Here is a 17,870-nt window from a genome sequence, read left to right as displayed (position 1 = left end):
ATTCATCTTTTGTCTGAATTGTCAAAGCCCCCGCAAAAATGCGGGGTTTTTTCTTGAGGAATGGTTAGCATCTCGGAATTGATATGCTATATTAGTCGAAGGTTAACACCCAGAGCTAAACACTCTGCCTTTTTGAGAATAAGACCGATTAGGCAACAAGGAGGTGATGCCCATGATAGAAAGTAGTAAACGCATGGGTCATCAGGTTGCAGTTAGCCGGCTGTGCGCCGGGGCTGTTCTCTAAAAGTTAGCCTTGATCTGCTAGTCAGATTAAGTTAGCTACAAGTAGCTAGGCTAAAGCACGGAGTTCCTTCCGGCAGTCTGGTTGCAACCTGAAGACCCGCTAGACCGCTCTGATTTAGTTCATCTGACCTAAAATCAGAGCGGATAGTTTTTTATAGGTATTGTGAGATTTATTGAGATGCCGTTAACAGAGAACAGGTAATGTCTGTAACGGCGGGTCTAAACCAGCATTCAGACTTACCATCTATATGTAAAGAACTCAAAGCTTTCGAGTAGAGGGGCTATGGTAACACTGAAAAATAATTCTTCGTTTTCTAGTTATCTACTCCGAAGCGGTTTTTGAATTTTGAATTTTGAATTTTGAATTAATATGGCGCAACTACTAACGGATGCAGAGATTCAAGCACAAGCCACCAGTCTTTCAGGGTGGGGAGTAACAGACGCGAAACTACAGACTACCCGAATATTTCCAGATTTTGTGACAGCGATCGCTTTTGTCAACCAGCTCGTAGAACCAGCTGAATCAGCTGGACATCATCCAGATATAGAGATTTCTTATAACAAAGTCCACATTACATTAACAACACATGATGCGGGCGGCTTAACTCAAAAAGATTTTGATTTAGCTGCGATCATTTCTCAAATTAGTTAAATACTAGGTGTACAGCCACTCGCAGGCCTGTATTACTTGTGAACATCATCTATAGAGTGGGGAACTTTTAAAACCCTACTCTTTCTTTTTATATATGGATGAGCAATTGTGACAGTTAATGAGGCGAACGCCCGTTACTTGCCATATAGCTGAAATATTCTATAATAACAAGCTATATAGCTATGTTTTTGCATAAGTTAATTACATCAATTTTTAACATTGCGTTAATCAGTCGTTAGCTTGGCGAAAACTAAAATTGTAGTAGTGGCAACTAGGCCTCATCAACAGCTTTTAGTGAAGATGGCGCATTTTGAAAATTAGGTGCAGCGAAAACAATTACCTATAACAAGGTGTGAGGAGAAAAGTAGAAATGTCTAACATATTGTGGAAATCCCTAGTGGTTAGCCCTGCGGTATTAGGAGCAACGCTGTTAGTTTCAGCAACAGCGATCGCCGCACCCAGCACAACCCCAGAAGTAGCAACAACCGAAGTTCCTACAACTGAAGTAGCAACTACAGAAACCGTATTACCGGCAGTTGCTCAACAACCAGCGATTGTGGCACAAGCAGCCCCAACAACTGAAGATACAAAAGTAATCGACCAAGTTAACCGCTACAGCAACGAAGGTAGAACTAACAACAGCCAAGGTCAAGTTACCTCTGTTTCTCAGTTCTCTGACGTACAACCAACCGACTGGGCATTCCAAGCATTACAATCCTTGGTTGAGCGTTACGGTTGTATCGCTGGTTATCCCAACCTCACTTATCGCGGTAACAGATCCTTAACCCGTTATGAATTCGCAGCTGGTTTAAATGCTTGTTTAGATCGTGTCAACGAACTGATTGCCACAGCTACAGCTGATTTAGTAACAAAACAAGACTTAGCAACTTTACAACGCCTGCAAGAAGAATTCTCTGCTGAATTAGCAACCTTGCGTGGTCGTGTAGATGCTCTAGAAGCTCGGACTGCGGAATTGGAAGCTAACCAATTCTCCACCACCACCAAACTAGCCGGGGAAGCAATCTTTGCTGTTACCGATGTATTTGGTGATGATTTGGGTGATAGAAATAACACTGTATTCCAAAACAGAGTCCGTCTCACCTTAAATACCAGTTTCACAGGGAAAGACCTATTAACCACCCGCTTATCTTCTGGTAACGCTCAAGCCTTTGTAGGTACTGCTGATGGTAGTGGTGAGGGCTTACAAACCTTCCAAGTTGGTAGCACCGGTAACAATGGTGTAGAAATCGACAAACTGACCTACGAAACAGACTTTGGGCCAGCTAGAGCTTACTTAGCAGCCACAGGTGGACGACACAGCCACTATGCAGCTGTTAACAACCCCTACTTCTTCGACAAAACAGATGGTGGTAACGGTTCTTTATCCACCCTATCCTCCGAAAGCCCCATCTACCGGATTGGTAGTGGTGCTGGTGTAGCTTTCACTCTTCCCTTTGGTAAAGGTGGCGGTATCTTCAGACCAAGTTCCTTGACTGTAGGTTACTTGGCATCAGAAGCTAACAACCCCAACGACAGTGCAGGCTTATTTAACGGTAACTACGCTGCATTAGGTCAATTGAACTTCAGTGTAGGCGATCGCTTGGCATTAGCTGCAACCTACGTTCATGGTTACACCGGTGCAGGTAGCAGTCTGTTCGGAGATGAAGACGGTAACATCCTCGTAGGCACTTCCCAAGCCAACACTCTCAACAACTCAGCCTCCAGCAACTCCTTCGGTTTATCCGCAGCCTTCAGACCTAGCGACAAATTATCCGTTAGCGGCTTCGTTTCTTACACCGATGTGACAGTTACAGGCGCAAACAACGATAAAGAAGTTTGGAGTTACGGCGTTGGCGTAGCTTTACCTGACTTTGGTAAGCAAGGTAACGTTCTCGGTATCTTCGCAGGCGCGCAACCCTACTCACTCGGCCGACTCAACCCCGGACAAAACGAAGTTCCTTACCAAATTGAAGGTTTCTACAAGTATCGCGTTTCTGACAATATCTCCGTCACCCCTGGTGTCATCTGGTTGACCAATGTTAACCAAGGTAACAGTGATGATGCGATTATCGGTACCTTGAGAACTACTTTCACCTTCTAAAATCGTTCTCGGTTTGCAAAACCAGAAACTCAAAACTTTAAACTGAATTTAACCCCGCTTGGTAGCGGGGTTTTTTATTTGGCTAAGTCATAAGGCAGAAACCCTAGTGATGAACCGGAGTATACTAGAAGAAGATAGAGTTGATTCCTTAACTCGCGCCTAAATTCATTTATCACTTAATTATTTTGCTTGTGGAACTATCGTGTAAATCAGAATACGCAATTCTTGCCTTACTAGAAATGGCAACTCATTACGAAAACGGCGAACCAATGCAAATTCGACAAATCGCCGCCCAACAAAACATCCCTGATCGCTATTTAGAACAGTTACTAGCGACCTTAAGACGGGGAGGTATCCTCAAAAGTCAACGCGGCTCTAAAGGTGGCTATCTTCTGGCGCGAGAACCGCGCAAAATCACCCTATTTGAAATACTGGAATGTTTAGAAGGCTTAGATGTTAAGACTGGTGAAGATAATATCAGCACCAAAACATTAGACAGCGCAGTCATAGAAGAGATTTGGCAAGAAGCTTGTCAAGCGGCTAATTCCGTGTTGAAGAACTACACTCTTCAGGATTTATGCGAGAAGAGAGATTCTCGGCGGCAGTTGGATATTATGTACTACATTTAGTCAATAGTCATTAGTCAATAGTCATTAGTCAATAGTCAACAGTCATGATTTAAGACTGTGGACTATTGACTATGAATGCTGAGACTATAAATAGTTAGGTTAATAAATAAGGAATAAGGAATAATTATGCGGATTGCGGGTAATATTACGGAACTGATTGGGCGGACACCCTTAGTGCAGTTAAATCGTGTCCCCCAAGCTGAGGGATGTGTGGCACAAATTGTAGTCAAATTGGAAAGTATGAATCCCTCTTCGTCTGTGAAAGACAGAATTGGCATAAGCATGATTAATGCGGCGGAAGAAGAGGGGTTAATTGCGCCTGGAAAAACGGTATTAGTAGAACCGACATCGGGAAATACAGGTATAGCTTTAGCAATGGGAGCGGCGGCTAAGGGTTATCGCTTAATTTTAACTATGCCAGAAACCATGAGTGGTGAACGGCGAGCCATGTTACGGGCTTATGGTGCAGAATTAGAACTGACTCCTGGAATGGAAGGAATGAGTGGGGCGATTCGACGGGCGCAGGAGATAGTAAATACTACACCTCATGCTTATATGTTGCAGCAGTTTCGCAATCCCGCTAACGTCAAAATCCATCGGGAAACTACCGCCGAAGAAATTTGGCAAGATACTGATGGAAAGGTAGACATGATTGTGGCAGGAGTGGGAACAGGTGGTACGATCACAGGGGTAGCGGAAGTGCTGAAAAGTCGTAAACCCAGCCTGCAAGCGATCGCTGTCGAACCAGCCAATAGCCCAGTGTTATCAGGAGGTAAACCAGGCCCCCATAAAATTCAAGGGATTGGTGCTGGCTTTATTCCCCAGGTACTCAAGTTAGACTTAATTGATGAAGTGATTACAGTCACCGATGAAGAAGCGATCGCTTACAGTCGGCGTTTAGCTAGAGAAGAAGGGCTATTATCTGGAATTTCCAGTGGTGCAGCTTTATATGCTGCTATTCGTGTAGCCCAACGCCCAGAAAACGAGGGACGCTTAATCGTGATGATTCAACCTAGTTTTGGCGAAAGATACTTGAGTACACCGTTATTCCAAGACTTAGAGGCAAAAGTAGCCACTAGCATCAGCTAACAATCAATGGGATGAATGGCCGAGTTTAAACAAGATTCCAACCACTACGAAACTCTCAAAGTGAGTTCTAACGCCAGCCAAGCGGAGATTAAACAAGCCTACCGCCGCTTGGTGAAGTTATTTCATCCTGATAGCAATCAGGAAACAGCAGATAAAGAGCAGATTATTCGCATTAACGCAGCTTACGAAGTTTTAGGCGACAGCCAAAGTCGCCTCAACTATGATCAACAACTGCGGGATCAATCTCAAAACTTAAATGGTAGTCGCCAGCAGCGCACAGCATCAGCGCAAAAACATTATCAAGCCACACGTAAATCAGGTAAAGATGTTGACGAGCAAGTAGAAGAATGGCTGCGCGTAGTATATCATCCAGTGAACCGCTTACTGTGCAGCATTCTTAACTCCCTAGAAGAGCAAATTGAAGAACTTGCAGCCGATCCCTTTGATGATGAATTACTAGATGAATTTCAAGAGTATTTAAAAAATTGTAAAGCTGATCTGAAACAAGCCCAAACAACTTTTCGTTCCCTACCAAACCCCCCCAGTTTAGCCAGAGCCGCCGCTCACCTATACTACAGTCTCAGTCAAGTGGGAGATGGCTTAGAAGAGTTATCTTATTTTCCCCTCAATTATGATGATCGTTATCTGCACACTGGGCAAGAACTATTTCGCATTGCCACAAGATTACACTGTGAAGCTCAAGCATCGGTAGATTAGATGGGAAATTGGGCATTGGGCAATTGGGCATGGGGCATTGGAAGACAAGGGAGACAAGGGAGAAGAAGTATTAATAATTAATAACTAATGACTAATGACTAATGACTAATAACTAACATGAACCAATGGCTACCTTGGAATCCTAGATTAAACAAGTTAAAGGCTAAATTGCTCAATGACCCGTATTACCGATTACAGTCTGGGGAAGAAATCCAGATAGCGGCTCAATTGGGTATCCGTATTGATGCTAATCAAGCAACTGTAGACGATTGGTTACGCTTACCTGGTTTATCAATTCATCAGGCGCGATCGCTTGTGGAATTATCCCGTTCTGGTGTAAAATTTTACTGTATTGAAGATGTGGCGGCAGCTTTAGGAATGCCTGCTGCACGTCTAGAACCGTTGAAGCCTATATTAAATTTTAGTTATTATGACCACGAGTCTCTAGTTAGTTCTACTGCTGTAGTGAATGTCAATACTGCATCAGTAGAAGAGTTAGCCCAACTGCCGTTTATGGATACATCTTTAGCTGAAACAGTTGTGCAGAATCGCCTCAAATCTGGAGCTTACCGTAATTTAGCTGATTTTCAACGCAGATTGACAATACCTGGGGAAGCGATCGCGCAATTGATGTATTTTTTAAGGTTTTAGGCTTTAACAGGGAACAGGGAACAGGGAACAGGGAACAGGGAACAGACAAAAGTTTTAGATAATTGGGAGCAGTGTCTTGAAAACTAATATTCACGCATAATTTATCCCATTCCCCATTCCCCATTCCCTACCCCCACCAAATAACTTTCTCAACCCGCCTCTACTTAAATGACCCCTACGCGTTCTGGTGGCCAAAAGCGGAAAACGGCTCTACCAATGATATTTTCTTGGGGTAAGAAGCCCCAGTAACGAGAATCATTACTGTTGTTGCGGTTGTCTCCCATGACGAAAATTTGGTCTTGGGGGACTTTTACTGGTGGAAATGGTTGATTAGGCGGTTCAGCGATGTAGTCTTCAGCTAATGGTTGTCCATTGAGGTAGACTTTACCGTTAGCAATACTGATGACTTCCCCTGGCAGACCAATCACCCGTTTAATAAAAGCTTGGTCTTTGGGGTATCCCCGCTTTTGTAATTCTGCTGGTGGCTGAAAAACCACAATATCCCCAGATGCAGGCGGATGAAACCGATAAGAGACTTTTTCCACCACTAGGCGATCGCCTTCGTATAAAGTAGGAAACATTGACTCGGAGGGTATGTAACGAGGTTCAGCCACAAAAGTCCGAATCAATAGTGCTAAAAGTAAGGCGATCGCGATGAGGGTAAAATTTTCCTGCCAATTCCGCCATGTTTTGGACGATGCAGTAGTTTCTTTCGGATTATTTTCCTGAGAATTCATAGAATTTTTCAGCCAGTTGAACAAGTATAAATTCTTGAGCTTCATGCCCAATTTTTGTTTGTAAGCAAGCTGTTTTATTGACTGAGCCTACAAGCACTAATTCATAATACGGCTATCTCCCATATTATTAGGCAAGTCAAAATTCCAATTTGAATAATTTTACGCGATTATTTTGTTGTCAATAGGTAACGAGAAATCGCGAGACCATTCATTCCAAGAACCAAAGTAATTTTTGGCGTGAATTCCAGCTTGTTGCAAAGCAAACAGCACATTAGCTGCCCTAGAACCTTTAAAACAATAGATATACACAACAGACTCAGAAGTAATACCGAGAGATTGGCAAATTTCTAAAATCTCTGCTGCGGGGCGAAACATCGGTATTCCTGAGTCAGAGGTCATCAGACGATACCATTCTAACCAAACGGCGTTCGGGATTCTGCCTTTGCGGGGGCAGAAATCCACACCATAGGGGGAAGAACTGATACCTTGCCATTCATCGCGATCGCGCACGTCTAATTTAATAATTGCGGGGTTGTTGATAGCCTGCAACATTTCGATTGTTGTCACCATCATCTCAGCTTGGGGATGCAATCTAAATATGCTGCTTTCAACTTCTGGGACTTCATTTGTAGTGGGTAATTCCGCCGCTAACCAAGCTCTATATCCTCCATGCAAAACAGATACATGGGGACAACCCAAATATTTTAATAGAAAAGCAGCTCTACAAGATTGACCATAACCTCTATTGAAGGCATCTTCATAGACAATTAAATGTTCTTTGCCGGATATTCCTACCTCGCTCATGATTTTGGCAAAATACTCTTGTAATTGTTTGAAGCCGGCAGGATAGGAATTATCTAAAAGATAAGTAAAGAAATCTCTAATATTGATAGCTTGAGGAATATGGCCAATAGCATATTCTTCTGGAGAGCGCGTATCAATAATGACAGTCCTTGGGGATTTTACTGCTAACAAAGACGTGAGTTCTTGAGGAGAAATGAGGAGATTTATATTCACGCTTTCATGCTGTTATCGTCACAATAGGCATTATCGCCTTCTGTGAATTTGCACGTTGGCGTGAAATTTACATAATTACGAATAGGGAATGGGGAATAGGACTTGAAAATCTCAAACTACCGCAACGACAAGCCAGAAAAATACAGCAGAAATATCTTCTTCTTCCCCCACACCCCTATTTTCTTAATTTTGAATTTTGAATTTTGAATTTTGAATTGGTATTACGGTGATGTTTCTCTTAACAAGGCACGAAAGCCTAGCTGTTGAAAATGCTCGTTGGCAGTTAAGGCTTCAGTAATTCCACAGAATTGCATAACAATAAAAGATACACAATCAACAAATCCCCATTCTTTTTCAGAGCTTTCGCAGTACAGTTGGAAAGCTCTTTCATAGAGTTCCTGAGATAAAGGCACAATTTCTACTTGTGGATCAGAGGCCAGAGAAGTTAACAGCATGATCGCCTCATGACGATAGGGTTGTTGGCATAAGATATTGCCAATTTCTAGCATGACTGTTTGGGTAGTAATTAAACGTGTACCTGCTGCTTCTATCAAGCTAGCTAAATGTAAAGCTCGTTGATGTAAATTATCCTGGGGTGCAGCTAAGGCAATGGCAAAAGATGTATCAAGAAATACTTCAGGTTTCATAGGGAATTTCCTGAACGTATAAATACTTGTCAATGTTAGCAGACAAATCCGGCGGACTATGCAATTGTAGCGATCGCGCCGTCGCTAAAAAAGATACAGTTGCTTGTGAGTTATTTGGTAGTATTTCTATTCTTAAGCGTACACGGGTATTCACAGGTAAAGCGATCGCCTCTTGCGGATAAAATCCCTTGCCATCAAATACCGCCGCAATAAATTTTTCTCCCATATGTCGGTATGTTCTAAAAATAACTTGTGACATCTATCCTATGCGTTGATGTCGGCAAATGGGATCAATTTACGCAAGCTAAACCGCGATTGTTGACGCTGCCATGTGGGTGATTAATGCTGATAACCTCAGCAATTGACAGTCTCAGTCGATTATTTCCCTGAATATAAAGAGAAAATTAAGTATTTCAACTCTTGTATCCCAGGGAAGAGGCTACCAATATTAAGGATTTGTAACACTAGACGTGAAAATCGACTTCTCTAAGTTCTTGATTCAGTGTAGCTATTTATGAAAACTCAATACTCAATACCCACGGAGGAAAAAGAAAAAATCTTTCACACGGAACTAGTTAAGTTTGGTGTGGAATACAAAAAAGCGCAAAAAGTAGCGAGAATTCTGGCTTCTGGTGAACCAGATGAAACTTTAGGAGAAGAAGAAATCAAAATTGCCCAAGAAGCTTGCAAACAGTGGATTAAACAGAGAAAACTCTACAAAATTGTGAAAAATATCTAGCCATAACTGAATTGAAGACGATTAAGAAGATTTAATGTCTTCTCAATCGTCAACTACTAGCTTTTTCTCACAACCAAATTTAATTAACTAACATAAGGCGATCGCTTTATCTAGCAATAGCTGGAGAACTCACTGGGGTTAGTCCTACTAAGTTTTCACTTAGATCCCACATCCGTCTAGCGATCGCATCATCACTGGCTTGGGGTGAAACTTGCTGCACAAAGGATTGGCGGTCTTTCTTTTGCCGATTTCCCCAACTCCAATACGCACCAGATTGGGCATATTCAGCATCAGCAGTCACCATTGCTACCCGTTCGCCTGCTAGTTCTTCGGATACGAAACCGCCTGTAATGCGTTGTTGGAAGATAGGGAACAGTTTTTGGAATAGGGGATAGTGGTTACGGAATAGTGCTGTTGTGGCGACACATCCAGGATAGAGAGAATTGAAGATAATACCTGTAGATTCATGATATCGCCGATGCAATTCCCGCATTGTGAGGATATTGCAGACTTTGCTATCTTTATAAGCTTTGACGGGTTCAAATTTCTTCCCATCTGCCATTGTAATGGGGTCTTTGAAACCTTCAGCAAAACCTTTCAAATCGCCCAAGTCTGGACGGGGGGGAATTTTGCCACCGAGTTCATTGGGGTTATGGGTGACGGTTCCTAAAATGACGAGTCTGGGCTGGGAAGATGATTTTTTTAAATCTTCCAACATCAGGTTACACAGTAGAAAATGGCCTAAATGATTGGTGGCCATGGTTAATTCATATCCCTCTGGGCTGCGGAGTGGTTCTTTGATGAGAGGCATATAAATAGCTGCGTTGCATACTAAAGCATCTAGGGTTCTGCCGGTGGCGCGGAAGTTCTGCACAAAGTAACGCACACTGCCTAAAGATGCTAAGTCAACGGGAATGATAGTGTAGCTATCTTGGGGAATTCCCACGGACTGGGCAGCTTTTTGAGTTTTTTCAATATCCCGGCAAGCCATGACTATGTGCCAATTTCTTTTGGCCATAGCTTTAGCGGCGTACAACCCAACCCCCGAAGATGTGCCTGTAATAATAACTGTTTTGCGTGCTTCCATTCTCTTGGGACTTCTCTAACTTGCAATTAATTTTAGTTTTTTTATGATCTCATACCATGTTTGCCGTCAGCTAGCGGTTTTGAGGAGATAGGAGGTGGGAAGTAAGGGGTAAGAGGTGAAAATCTAGGTAACAAAAGGGTTTTAGAGGTTAATATTTCTTTGCATAAGTTGTTAATTTTTTTGTTAGCTCAACATATTGATACAGATTACAAAAAATTCGTGTCTTGGAGAAATTTCACAATGGCTTGATTCACTTCTTTTGCTGCACCAGTTGAGGCATCGTGACAACAGTTATCGATGATTTGCAATTGGGAATTAGGTAGGCGTTGGTGTAATCTTTCTCCATGAGTGGAGGGAAACCAACTATCGCGATCGCCCCATAAAACTAATGTGGGACAATCGATCTTGTCTAAATTACTTTGAATTTGAGTGAGCAGATTGGGTTTATTAGCTTGCCAATCTTCAATTTCTTTTGCTGCTATTTGTAATTCTTCGGCAACTTTTACCAGCGTACCAGGCAGTTCAATGAATGGATAAGTAATCCAATAGACATCTTCTGGGGTCAGAATTGAGGGATCAAATAGCACTTTGCGCCTTTCTGTGGCCATGACTTCGCGTACCAGTGGCGCGAACCAATAAGCTAAACGGAAATGATCAATTGCCTGTAAGACTTCTAAAGGAGTTTTGGCGAGGATTTCCATTGCCCAATGTGGGAGGCGTTCCGCAAAAATCGGCGCATTCATCACAATTAACCTGCCAATTAATTGAGGATATCTTTGTGCTAAAGCTAAAGAAATTAATGCCCCAATGGATTCTCCCACAATAATAGCTGGTTCATCACATAATCCTTGAATCACTCTTGCTAGTTCAATTACTTGATGCCCATTTTTCTCTCGACGTAACCAAGGCTTATCTGAAAATCCAAAGCCTTTAGCATCAAAACAAATGACTCGAAAATACTTAGATAAAGCCGCTACACTATAACGCCAATTGTAGCTCCAGCTTCCCATACCATGTAAGAGAAAAAGCGGTTTTCCTGTGCCTTTTTCACCATAGGCAATCTGTACAGGATACCCGTCAACATCGCTAATAATTAGACTTTGCCGTCCTTGGGGAAAAGTCGCTTGCCACCAATCTTTCATCAATGATTAATCTCAAAAAATTTTCAGGCAGTTGATAGAATTCTAATTACTACCATGCTGTAGACTAATCAGACAATAGTAAGCATAAATTATTTACTTACATTTCTAACGCGGCAATTTTAAGTGTTCTTCTATTAGCCGGATATTATATTCATTAGCTGTCCAAGCGAAATCAAATAAATCACCCAGCAAGGGAATCATACCGACTAAACTATCAATAATAATATTTACGATCATTTTCCTGAGAATTGCTTTAGGTATACCCAATTTTGAGGCTTCAATCACAATATAGAGAGACAGTAGCAAACCTAAAACATCACCTCCGACGGGGATAAACCCAATCAAGGGATCTAAACCAACAGCGATGGGTGTACCAGGAATACCAATAACTCTATCTAAAATCCGACTCAAAACACGGAGACGCTTTAAAGTTGGGGCTTGGGTATGATAGTCAACAGAAGAAGCACGGGGCATAGTAGGCGATCGCTCATTGGTAATAAAATCGTTCAATATTTTGACATAGTTATTAGTCAAGTCAACTTACTGTTGATCCTTGAGGGAAGTTTGATACATTTTGGCACGCATATCTTCACCGACAATTACATTTAATTGATCGCCGATTAATAAAACAGCTGCACTCATCCACAGCCATAGCATTAAGACAATCACTGTTCCTACTGCACCATAAACTTTGTTATAGTTGCCGAAATTAGCTACATACAGGCGAAATAAACCCGATAAAATTGCCCAAAATATAGACGCAAGCATCGCCCCTGGCATAATTGGTGTACCTGAATTCCAAACGCTGGGGCCGTAGCGATAGATAAAGCTAAATGCTGTAGCCACAATGCCTAAAGCTAAAGGCCAACGTAATAATTGCCAAAGATTTAATAAGAAAATTAAAGATGAATTACCACTGACAACCAGCCCCAAAATTAAGTCACTGAGAAAGACTAAAAAAGAAGCCAACATTAACAATAAAATTGTGCCTACTGTCAAGCCCAAAGAAATAATTCTCCCTTTCCAAAAGGGACGAGTTTTTTCTAGTGGTATTTGATGAATTTGATCAAAGGCTGTCATGGCGGTACTCACAGCACCAGAAGCAGTCCACAGGGCAATGATAAAACTCAAGGAAAATAATCCTCTATTTTTGGGGTGGGCTATTTCTTGGTTAGCGAATTCTCGAATTAGTGTGATAGCTTCATCTGGTGCAACTTGACTGAGTTGTTGCGCTATTTGTCTAAAAGTATCCTGCAAAGATTCTTCAAGTAATCCAATGGCGGTGAGGATGGCCAGAATTGCCGGAAACAAAGATAACATGGCATTAAAGGCGATTTCTGAAGCCAATCCTAAGAGTCTTCTAGTAATTGTTCTAGCAACGGTTTTCTTCAGTGTCCGCCAAGTGAGATGGCGGAAAAATCTGACAAAACGAGGTTGTGGCATAACTGTAGGGAATAGGGAAAGCCAATATTGTGTTTCTTGAGAGCCTTTGACTAGCACGACTATGTGCCTGCATGATTATAGAAGAAACACTTTTTCTTCTCCTATACCCCTACACTTCCGTATTGCTTAGGAGTATAACGTTACTTATGGGTATTCTTCCTGTTTTCTGAAAAGATGTCTTCAAAAGAATCACTGAAGAAAATTTTTTATTTTGCCTGGAATAGCTTATAACTGCACTTAAATACGAAATAACCAGCTATGAATCCAGATTTAACACAACAATGGTTGGCTGAAATTGAATCTCTCAAACAGCAGCTAGTAGAACAACAGCGCGATCGCGATGCAGCTTGGGAAAGTGCGGAGAAGTGGCGTAAACTCTATAATACAGAAGCCGAACAACGTCGCACCGATGCGGATTTGTTTCGTCAAAATAGCGCGTCCCTAAAAGCAGAAATTCAAAAACTCAAAGGAATTGACACAACCACCTTACCCAAAGCTATCAACGTGGCAGCAATTCAGCAAGAACTTGCTGCCATCAGGACTGTAGAAGATTTGAAAACCAAACTAGTCTCGGTAATTCAAGAACGCGATCGCTTACAGCAGGCTTTGAAGACAGAACAAGAAAACCACGAACAAACTCGTAAGAGTCTGACTACTGCTTTAGGTGATGCCATTGATAGTTTAGCTAAAGAACGCGCCGGTACAGGGGGCGGAGTGGTTAAGGAGTCTGTTTAGTGAAAGGCGATCGCAGAACTTTTCGGTCTACTGATTGTGAGACTTGCGTAAGTAGCCGTCATGACGGCTACTTAAGTCCTGTTGACGATTGAGTATGAAAAGCACAAAAGAACAGATTTTTATGCACAATACTCAATATCGTCAACAAACCCAAAGGTGTATTTTAACTTTCAACTAAAAGCTATGGCTTATTAGTATTAGCCGGATCATACGGTACCCAAGTGTCACCTTGACATTGGAAGTCTTTCTGGTCTTTACCCATCGGAAGGATAGCACCTGTTGAATATGCTTGACCTGCATATACACAGTCTCCACCGAGAATTTGTTTTTGCTCATGTTCAGAAATCTCAATCAATTCGTCTTGTAAATTTGTGAAGTTAATCATTTGAAATGTACTCCTGTATCAGTCACGATTGTGTTTTAGACGTTCCGAAAGTAGTGTGTGAACTAGCAAACCACATAAGAGTTAAAACTGCTTTGTCTATTTACTTCTTATATGGCTGCCACTGCCATGTACCATCTGACATACAAGTTTTATCGTATCCTTGACTACCCTGCGGGATTGTAGAACCTGTTGAATATCTTTGACCTGCATAATAGCAATCTCCGCCGAGAATTTGTTTTTGTTCTTGTTCAGAAATTTCCATCAATTCATCTTGTGAATTTGCAAGGTTCAGTTCATCAATTGCGAAGTTAATCATGATGTAACATATTCCTTTATTAGCCATATTTGCGTTTTAGATAGTGATTTCTAAATCACTCACCACACTTTTATGTTGTCTATTTTTGAGATGAATTTCAAGCATTCTTAGAATGATAAAGTGACATAAGAGAGTTATTTTTAATCACGTATAATGATGCTCAATTTCGAGAAAATCAAATATTATAACACTCGTATTTTCTATATCAATTCCGATTAGATTTTCAGGTTTATTTCTGTCTAGACTTTATTGAAAATATGATATTTATTCCCTCATATCAGAAAAAATAAATTCAAAATTTTTCAAAAATAAAATATTTATGTCCTGATTTTCTATTTGGTAACAAACCTGAAAACTCAACACGACAAAAATCAACCCAAAAAAACATCGGGTTGATAAAAACAAGTATTCAGATTTGTTTGTGTCGAATTATCTTCGAGCAAAATGCCCTTAAACTATCTTATTTCTTATAGGTATGGGATTATATCCTGTAGGCATTGTTGTATCTGGTACGGCAATAATTCCAACAGTTGAGCCACCATTTATTCCTGAGAAAACATCTTTTGAACTGTAATCATTGAAACCACCTGCAATATTTCTTGCTTGTTCATTAGATAAATCTGATAAACCTAAACTTTCGTGACGACGGGCAATAGCATTATTTATTGCATTATCAATTAGGTCATCAATCTGAATTTGACTGCTATATTTTTCCATTTGCGATTTCCTTTTGATTGGTAATTTTGAAAATTCCAAAATATGGAATAGCTGATTGCTACCACCATATTACACATTGTAATCATGAGGAATTGACTTGTAATTAATAGTTCAAACTATGATGAGACTAAACTAAAACTTTTATGTCTCTGTATCACCAAGCTGCGGCAATTTGTGAGCGCACTTTGGGTGTAGGGGATTCTGATACTATGAGAGTGCGGGGAAATTATGCAAAGTTTTTAAGAGAAGCATATTCTTAAGTAGATAAGGTGTTAAGCATATAAGAAAGCACATTAAGTCCGCAGGGTTTGGGGGAGAGGGTTTGCAGCTTTTATTACCATGAACATGGTGCAATTTTTTAGGGTGTGAGAATTCATGCACAATATATGTCATTGCGAACAAAGCGAAGCAATCCCAAAGTCTCTGAGATTGCTTCGCTTTGTTCGCAATGACGGTTAATGCTGGGATGCAATTAAACGCAGATGTAGCTTGCTTCCCGCAGGGTACGCGGATAAACGCGATTTTTTAATGTCACATTTAAGGCTTGACACGCCACTACCTAGAATCTTCCCAGTCCCTAATCCCCAGTCCCTAATCTAAAATCCCATCGCCTTAGCGACATCACTTAATTCTGCCTCAATCCCCTGCTTAAATTGGGCGTGACTGTGTTTAATCGCTGTGTCAGGGTCTTTCAAACCGTTACCAGTCAGGACACACACCACTGTTGCACCTGTGGGTACTTGGTCTTTCACCTGTAACAACCCAGCGACGGAAGCCGCACTAGCAGGTTCACAGAAAATACCCTCTGATGAGGCTAAAAGTCTGTATGCGTCGAGAATTTCCTCGTCGGTGACGGCTTTAAATTGACCTTGGCTAGCTGATTGGGCTGCGATCGCTTTATCCCAACTAGCCGGATTACCGATACGTATGGCTGTGGCGATGGTTTCGGGATGGGTGACAGGCTGACCATTTACTAACGGTGCTGCACCTGCGGCTTGAAATCCCATCATCCGGGGGAGGCGATCGCATTTCCCGGCTTGGTGATATTGACAAAAACCCATCCAGTATGCTGTGATATTCCCGGCATTCCCCACGGGGATACATAGCCAGTCTGGCGCGTCACCCAACGCATCGACAATTTCAAATGCTCCGGTTTTTTGACCTTCGAGACGGTAGGGGTTAACGGAATTCACCAAGGTAATAGGATAATTGTCCGCCATATCACGGACAATTTCTAGGGCGCGGTCAAAGTTACCCTTGATGGCTAAAACTTCTGCACCGTAGAGTAAAGCTTGCGCCAACTTACCTAACGCTACATAACCATCAGGAATTAACACAAAAGCCTTCATTCCCCCACGGCGTGCGTAGGCGGCGGCGGCGGCGGAAGTGTTACCGGTGCTGGCACAAATTACGGCTTTCGCACCTGCTTCCTTGGCTTTGGTAATCGCCATTGTCATCCCCCGGTCTTTAAAACTACCGGTGGGGTTCAGACCATCGTATTTCACAAATACCCGCACTTGTCTACCGATACGTTCTGCGATCGCTGGCACGGGAATCAAGGGAGTATTACCTTCTAATAAGGTGACAATCGGTGTAGTGTCACTGACAGGTAAATACTCTCGATAGGCTTCGATGAGTCCGGGCCAGGGTTGGCGATGAGTTTGAGCAATAGACAAGCTTACAGTCACGGGCTTAAAAATTAATTCAAAATTATATTATGGATGATCGTGGCAATTACTCAGCCAGTCAATTTTGGATTTTGGATTTTGGATTTGGGATTGGACTTCAACCTAAAACCAAGAATTCGCACGGTCAGACAAGATTTGTCTATAGTGTGCTTTTTTGATGTCTGAGATTTTTTACTCCAGATATTATCTCTGTTTGTATGAATATTTTACAGATAATTTTGATTTTATTTAACTAGGGGTGTAGGGGTATGGGGGTCTAAGGGTATGGGGATCTAAAAACCTATACTGATCAGCTACTGATCAGCAATTAATGTTAGCCCAAATAAAACTCATGGGACAGACCGCTAGTTTTACCAAAAATTAAGTCAAGTATTTCCCCTACACCCCTACACCCTCATACTCCTACACCCCGCTAATTTGTGGTCTAGTGTATTGACTAACATAGGCGGGTATTTCAATATCTGAGTCCAATCGAGAATCATTGATGGGTGTAGCCGCAGTCAGTTTTAAAGGAATTTCTCCAGCCCATACAGGGATTTGATAATCAGCTTCATCATCCAAAGGCCCACCAGTGCGAACCTTGGCTGAGGCTTCGGCTAAAGGTAAAGATAAAACTACAGTTCCCGCTAATTCTTGACGATTAGGCGATCGCACTTCTTCCCATCTTCCCAAAATAACGTGTTCTGTAAATGCTTTGAGGGCGGCTAGTTTTTGCTCTGCGTCTTCTACTAGTGTGGCTTTACCAAAGACGACGACTGAGCGATAATTCATCGAGTGATGAAACGCCGATCTTGCCAAAATTAGTCCATCAATTAAAGTCACTGTGACACAAACATCAAGACCTTGTTGGAGTGTTTTTAACATCCGGCTAGCAGGTGAGCCGTGAATATATAATGTGTCTTCTACTCTTCCGTAGGCTGTCGGAATCACAACAGGTTGTCCTTGAGCGACAAAACCGACATGACAGACTAATCCTTCATCCAGAATTTGATAAATCACGTCAGATTCATATTTAGCTCTTTGAGGTACACGTTTAACGGTTGTTCTGGGGCTAGGTGCTTGTTTTTGAGACATAACTGTCAATTTCTACTCTATATCGTTAGAGTATTCAGAGCAGTGGAATGACACAATAGCC

21 protein-coding genes are annotated in these 17,870 nt (G+C 41.8%); 8 read left to right on the top strand and 13 right to left on the bottom strand.

All coding sequences use genetic code 11. The features are described 5' to 3' along the window. The first annotated feature begins 613 nt into the window (after positions 1-613). The 6 genes from ACQFX9_RS12230 (at position 614) to ACQFX9_RS12205 (ending at position 6,082) form a co-directional block, all read left to right on the top strand. On the top strand, positions 614-895 hold the full coding sequence (locus tag ACQFX9_RS12230) for a 4a-hydroxytetrahydrobiopterin dehydratase (protein ID WP_427162255.1): 282 nt from the start codon (positions 614-616) through the stop codon (positions 893-895). Between the two features lie 370 nt (positions 896-1,265). Further along, a complete protein-coding gene (locus ACQFX9_RS12225; RefSeq protein ID WP_427162254.1) occupies positions 1,266-2,996 on the top strand; it encodes an iron uptake porin in 1,731 nt (576 codons plus the stop codon). Positions 2,997-3,187: 191 nt separating this feature from the next. After that, a complete protein-coding gene (locus ACQFX9_RS12220) occupies positions 3,188-3,625 on the top strand; it encodes an RrF2 family transcriptional regulator (RefSeq protein WP_103138648.1) in 438 nt (145 codons plus the stop codon). A gap of 126 nt (positions 3,626-3,751) precedes the next feature. Next, positions 3,752-4,714 carry a cysteine synthase A gene (cysK, locus tag ACQFX9_RS12215; RefSeq protein ID WP_427162253.1) on the top strand — a complete coding sequence of 321 codons (963 nt, stop codon included), beginning with the start codon at positions 3,752-3,754 and terminating at the stop codon, positions 4,712-4,714. A 15-nt stretch (positions 4,715-4,729) separates the two neighbouring features. After that, positions 4,730-5,431, top strand: a complete 702-nt coding sequence (locus tag ACQFX9_RS12210) for a DnaJ domain-containing protein (RefSeq protein WP_427162252.1) — start codon at positions 4,730-4,732, stop codon at positions 5,429-5,431. A gap of 117 nt (positions 5,432-5,548) precedes the next feature. Further along, the gene (locus ACQFX9_RS12205) at positions 5,549-6,082 is read left to right on the top strand and encodes a helix-hairpin-helix domain-containing protein (protein WP_427162251.1); all 534 of its coding nucleotides are present in this window, start codon (positions 5,549-5,551) and stop codon (positions 6,080-6,082) included. A 164-nt stretch (positions 6,083-6,246) separates the two neighbouring features. On the opposite strand, the gene lepB is transcribed toward ACQFX9_RS12205, so the two are convergent. The 4 genes from lepB to ACQFX9_RS12185 all read right to left on the bottom strand — a co-directional run bounded on the left by lepB (position 6,247) and on the right by ACQFX9_RS12185 (position 8,742). Beyond that, positions 6,247-6,819: a signal peptidase I gene (lepB, locus tag ACQFX9_RS12200; protein ID WP_427162250.1), complete on the bottom strand. Its 573-nt coding sequence runs from the start codon at positions 6,817-6,819 to the stop codon at positions 6,247-6,249. 159 nt (positions 6,820-6,978) lie between these two features. Beyond that, positions 6,979-7,836, bottom strand: a complete 858-nt coding sequence (locus tag ACQFX9_RS12195) for a sulfurtransferase (protein WP_427162249.1) — start codon at positions 7,834-7,836, stop codon at positions 6,979-6,981. Positions 7,837-8,057: 221 nt separating this feature from the next. Next, positions 8,058-8,483, bottom strand: coding sequence for a type II toxin-antitoxin system VapC family toxin (locus ACQFX9_RS12190; RefSeq protein ID WP_427162247.1), 426 nt, complete (start codon positions 8,481-8,483; stop codon positions 8,058-8,060). Beyond that, positions 8,473-8,742: a hypothetical protein gene (locus tag ACQFX9_RS12185; RefSeq protein WP_427162246.1), complete on the bottom strand. Its 270-nt coding sequence runs from the start codon at positions 8,740-8,742 to the stop codon at positions 8,473-8,475. The genes ACQFX9_RS12190 and ACQFX9_RS12185 overlap by 11 nt, the downstream gene beginning before the upstream one ends. Positions 8,743-8,997: 255 nt before the next feature. Between ACQFX9_RS12185 and ACQFX9_RS12180 the strand changes: the two genes are divergently transcribed. After that, positions 8,998-9,222, top strand: coding sequence for a hypothetical protein (locus ACQFX9_RS12180; protein WP_427162245.1), 225 nt, complete (start codon positions 8,998-9,000; stop codon positions 9,220-9,222). Positions 9,223-9,328: 106 nt separating this feature from the next. Here ACQFX9_RS12180 and ACQFX9_RS12175 read toward each other — a convergent pair whose 3' ends face one another. From ACQFX9_RS12175 to ACQFX9_RS12160, 4 genes are all read right to left on the bottom strand, one after another. Beyond that, entirely contained in the window at positions 9,329-10,309 is a 981-nt protein-coding gene (locus ACQFX9_RS12175) for a protochlorophyllide reductase (protein ID WP_427162244.1), read from the bottom strand. A gap of 206 nt (positions 10,310-10,515) precedes the next feature. Then, positions 10,516-11,451, bottom strand: a complete 936-nt coding sequence (locus ACQFX9_RS12170) for an alpha/beta fold hydrolase (RefSeq protein WP_427162243.1) — start codon at positions 11,449-11,451, stop codon at positions 10,516-10,518. Between the two features lie 105 nt (positions 11,452-11,556). Continuing rightward, positions 11,557-11,985: a DUF4112 domain-containing protein gene (locus ACQFX9_RS12165; RefSeq protein WP_427162242.1), complete on the bottom strand. Its 429-nt coding sequence runs from the start codon at positions 11,983-11,985 to the stop codon at positions 11,557-11,559. A 6-nt stretch (positions 11,986-11,991) separates the two neighbouring features. Continuing rightward, positions 11,992-12,894, bottom strand: coding sequence for a YihY/virulence factor BrkB family protein (locus ACQFX9_RS12160; RefSeq protein WP_427162865.1), 903 nt, complete (start codon positions 12,892-12,894; stop codon positions 11,992-11,994). Between the two features lie 258 nt (positions 12,895-13,152). Between ACQFX9_RS12160 and ACQFX9_RS12155 the strand changes: the two genes are divergently transcribed. Beyond that, a complete protein-coding gene (locus ACQFX9_RS12155; RefSeq protein WP_236140582.1) occupies positions 13,153-13,629 on the top strand; it encodes a hypothetical protein in 477 nt (158 codons plus the stop codon). A 181-nt stretch (positions 13,630-13,810) separates the two neighbouring features. Here the strand turns inward: ACQFX9_RS12155 and ACQFX9_RS12150 are convergent, their stop codons facing one another. From ACQFX9_RS12150 to ACQFX9_RS12130, 5 genes are all read right to left on the bottom strand, one after another. Then, positions 13,811-14,014, bottom strand: coding sequence for a hypothetical protein (locus ACQFX9_RS12150; protein WP_427162241.1), 204 nt, complete (start codon positions 14,012-14,014; stop codon positions 13,811-13,813). Between the two features lie 100 nt (positions 14,015-14,114). After that, positions 14,115-14,357, bottom strand: a complete 243-nt coding sequence (locus ACQFX9_RS12145; protein ID WP_427162240.1) for a hypothetical protein — start codon at positions 14,355-14,357, stop codon at positions 14,115-14,117. Positions 14,358-14,780: 423 nt separating this feature from the next. Further along, a complete protein-coding gene (locus tag ACQFX9_RS12140) occupies positions 14,781-15,047 on the bottom strand; it encodes a hypothetical protein (protein WP_427162239.1) in 267 nt (88 codons plus the stop codon). Between the two features lie 596 nt (positions 15,048-15,643). Further along, a complete protein-coding gene (gene thrC / locus ACQFX9_RS12135) occupies positions 15,644-16,735 on the bottom strand; it encodes a threonine synthase (protein ID WP_427162238.1) in 1,092 nt (363 codons plus the stop codon). Positions 16,736-17,137: 402 nt separating this feature from the next. Next, positions 17,138-17,809: a pyridoxamine 5'-phosphate oxidase family protein gene (locus ACQFX9_RS12130; RefSeq protein WP_427162237.1), complete on the bottom strand. Its 672-nt coding sequence runs from the start codon at positions 17,807-17,809 to the stop codon at positions 17,138-17,140. Positions 17,810-17,870: the final 61 nt, after the last annotated feature.

The organism is Aliinostoc sp. HNIBRCY26 (genome assembly GCF_050235535.1).
In the GTDB taxonomy this organism is placed as follows: Bacteria; Cyanobacteriota; Cyanobacteriia; order Cyanobacteriales; family Nostocaceae; genus Trichormus.
This window is presented reverse-complemented; position numbering and strand designations above follow the sequence as displayed.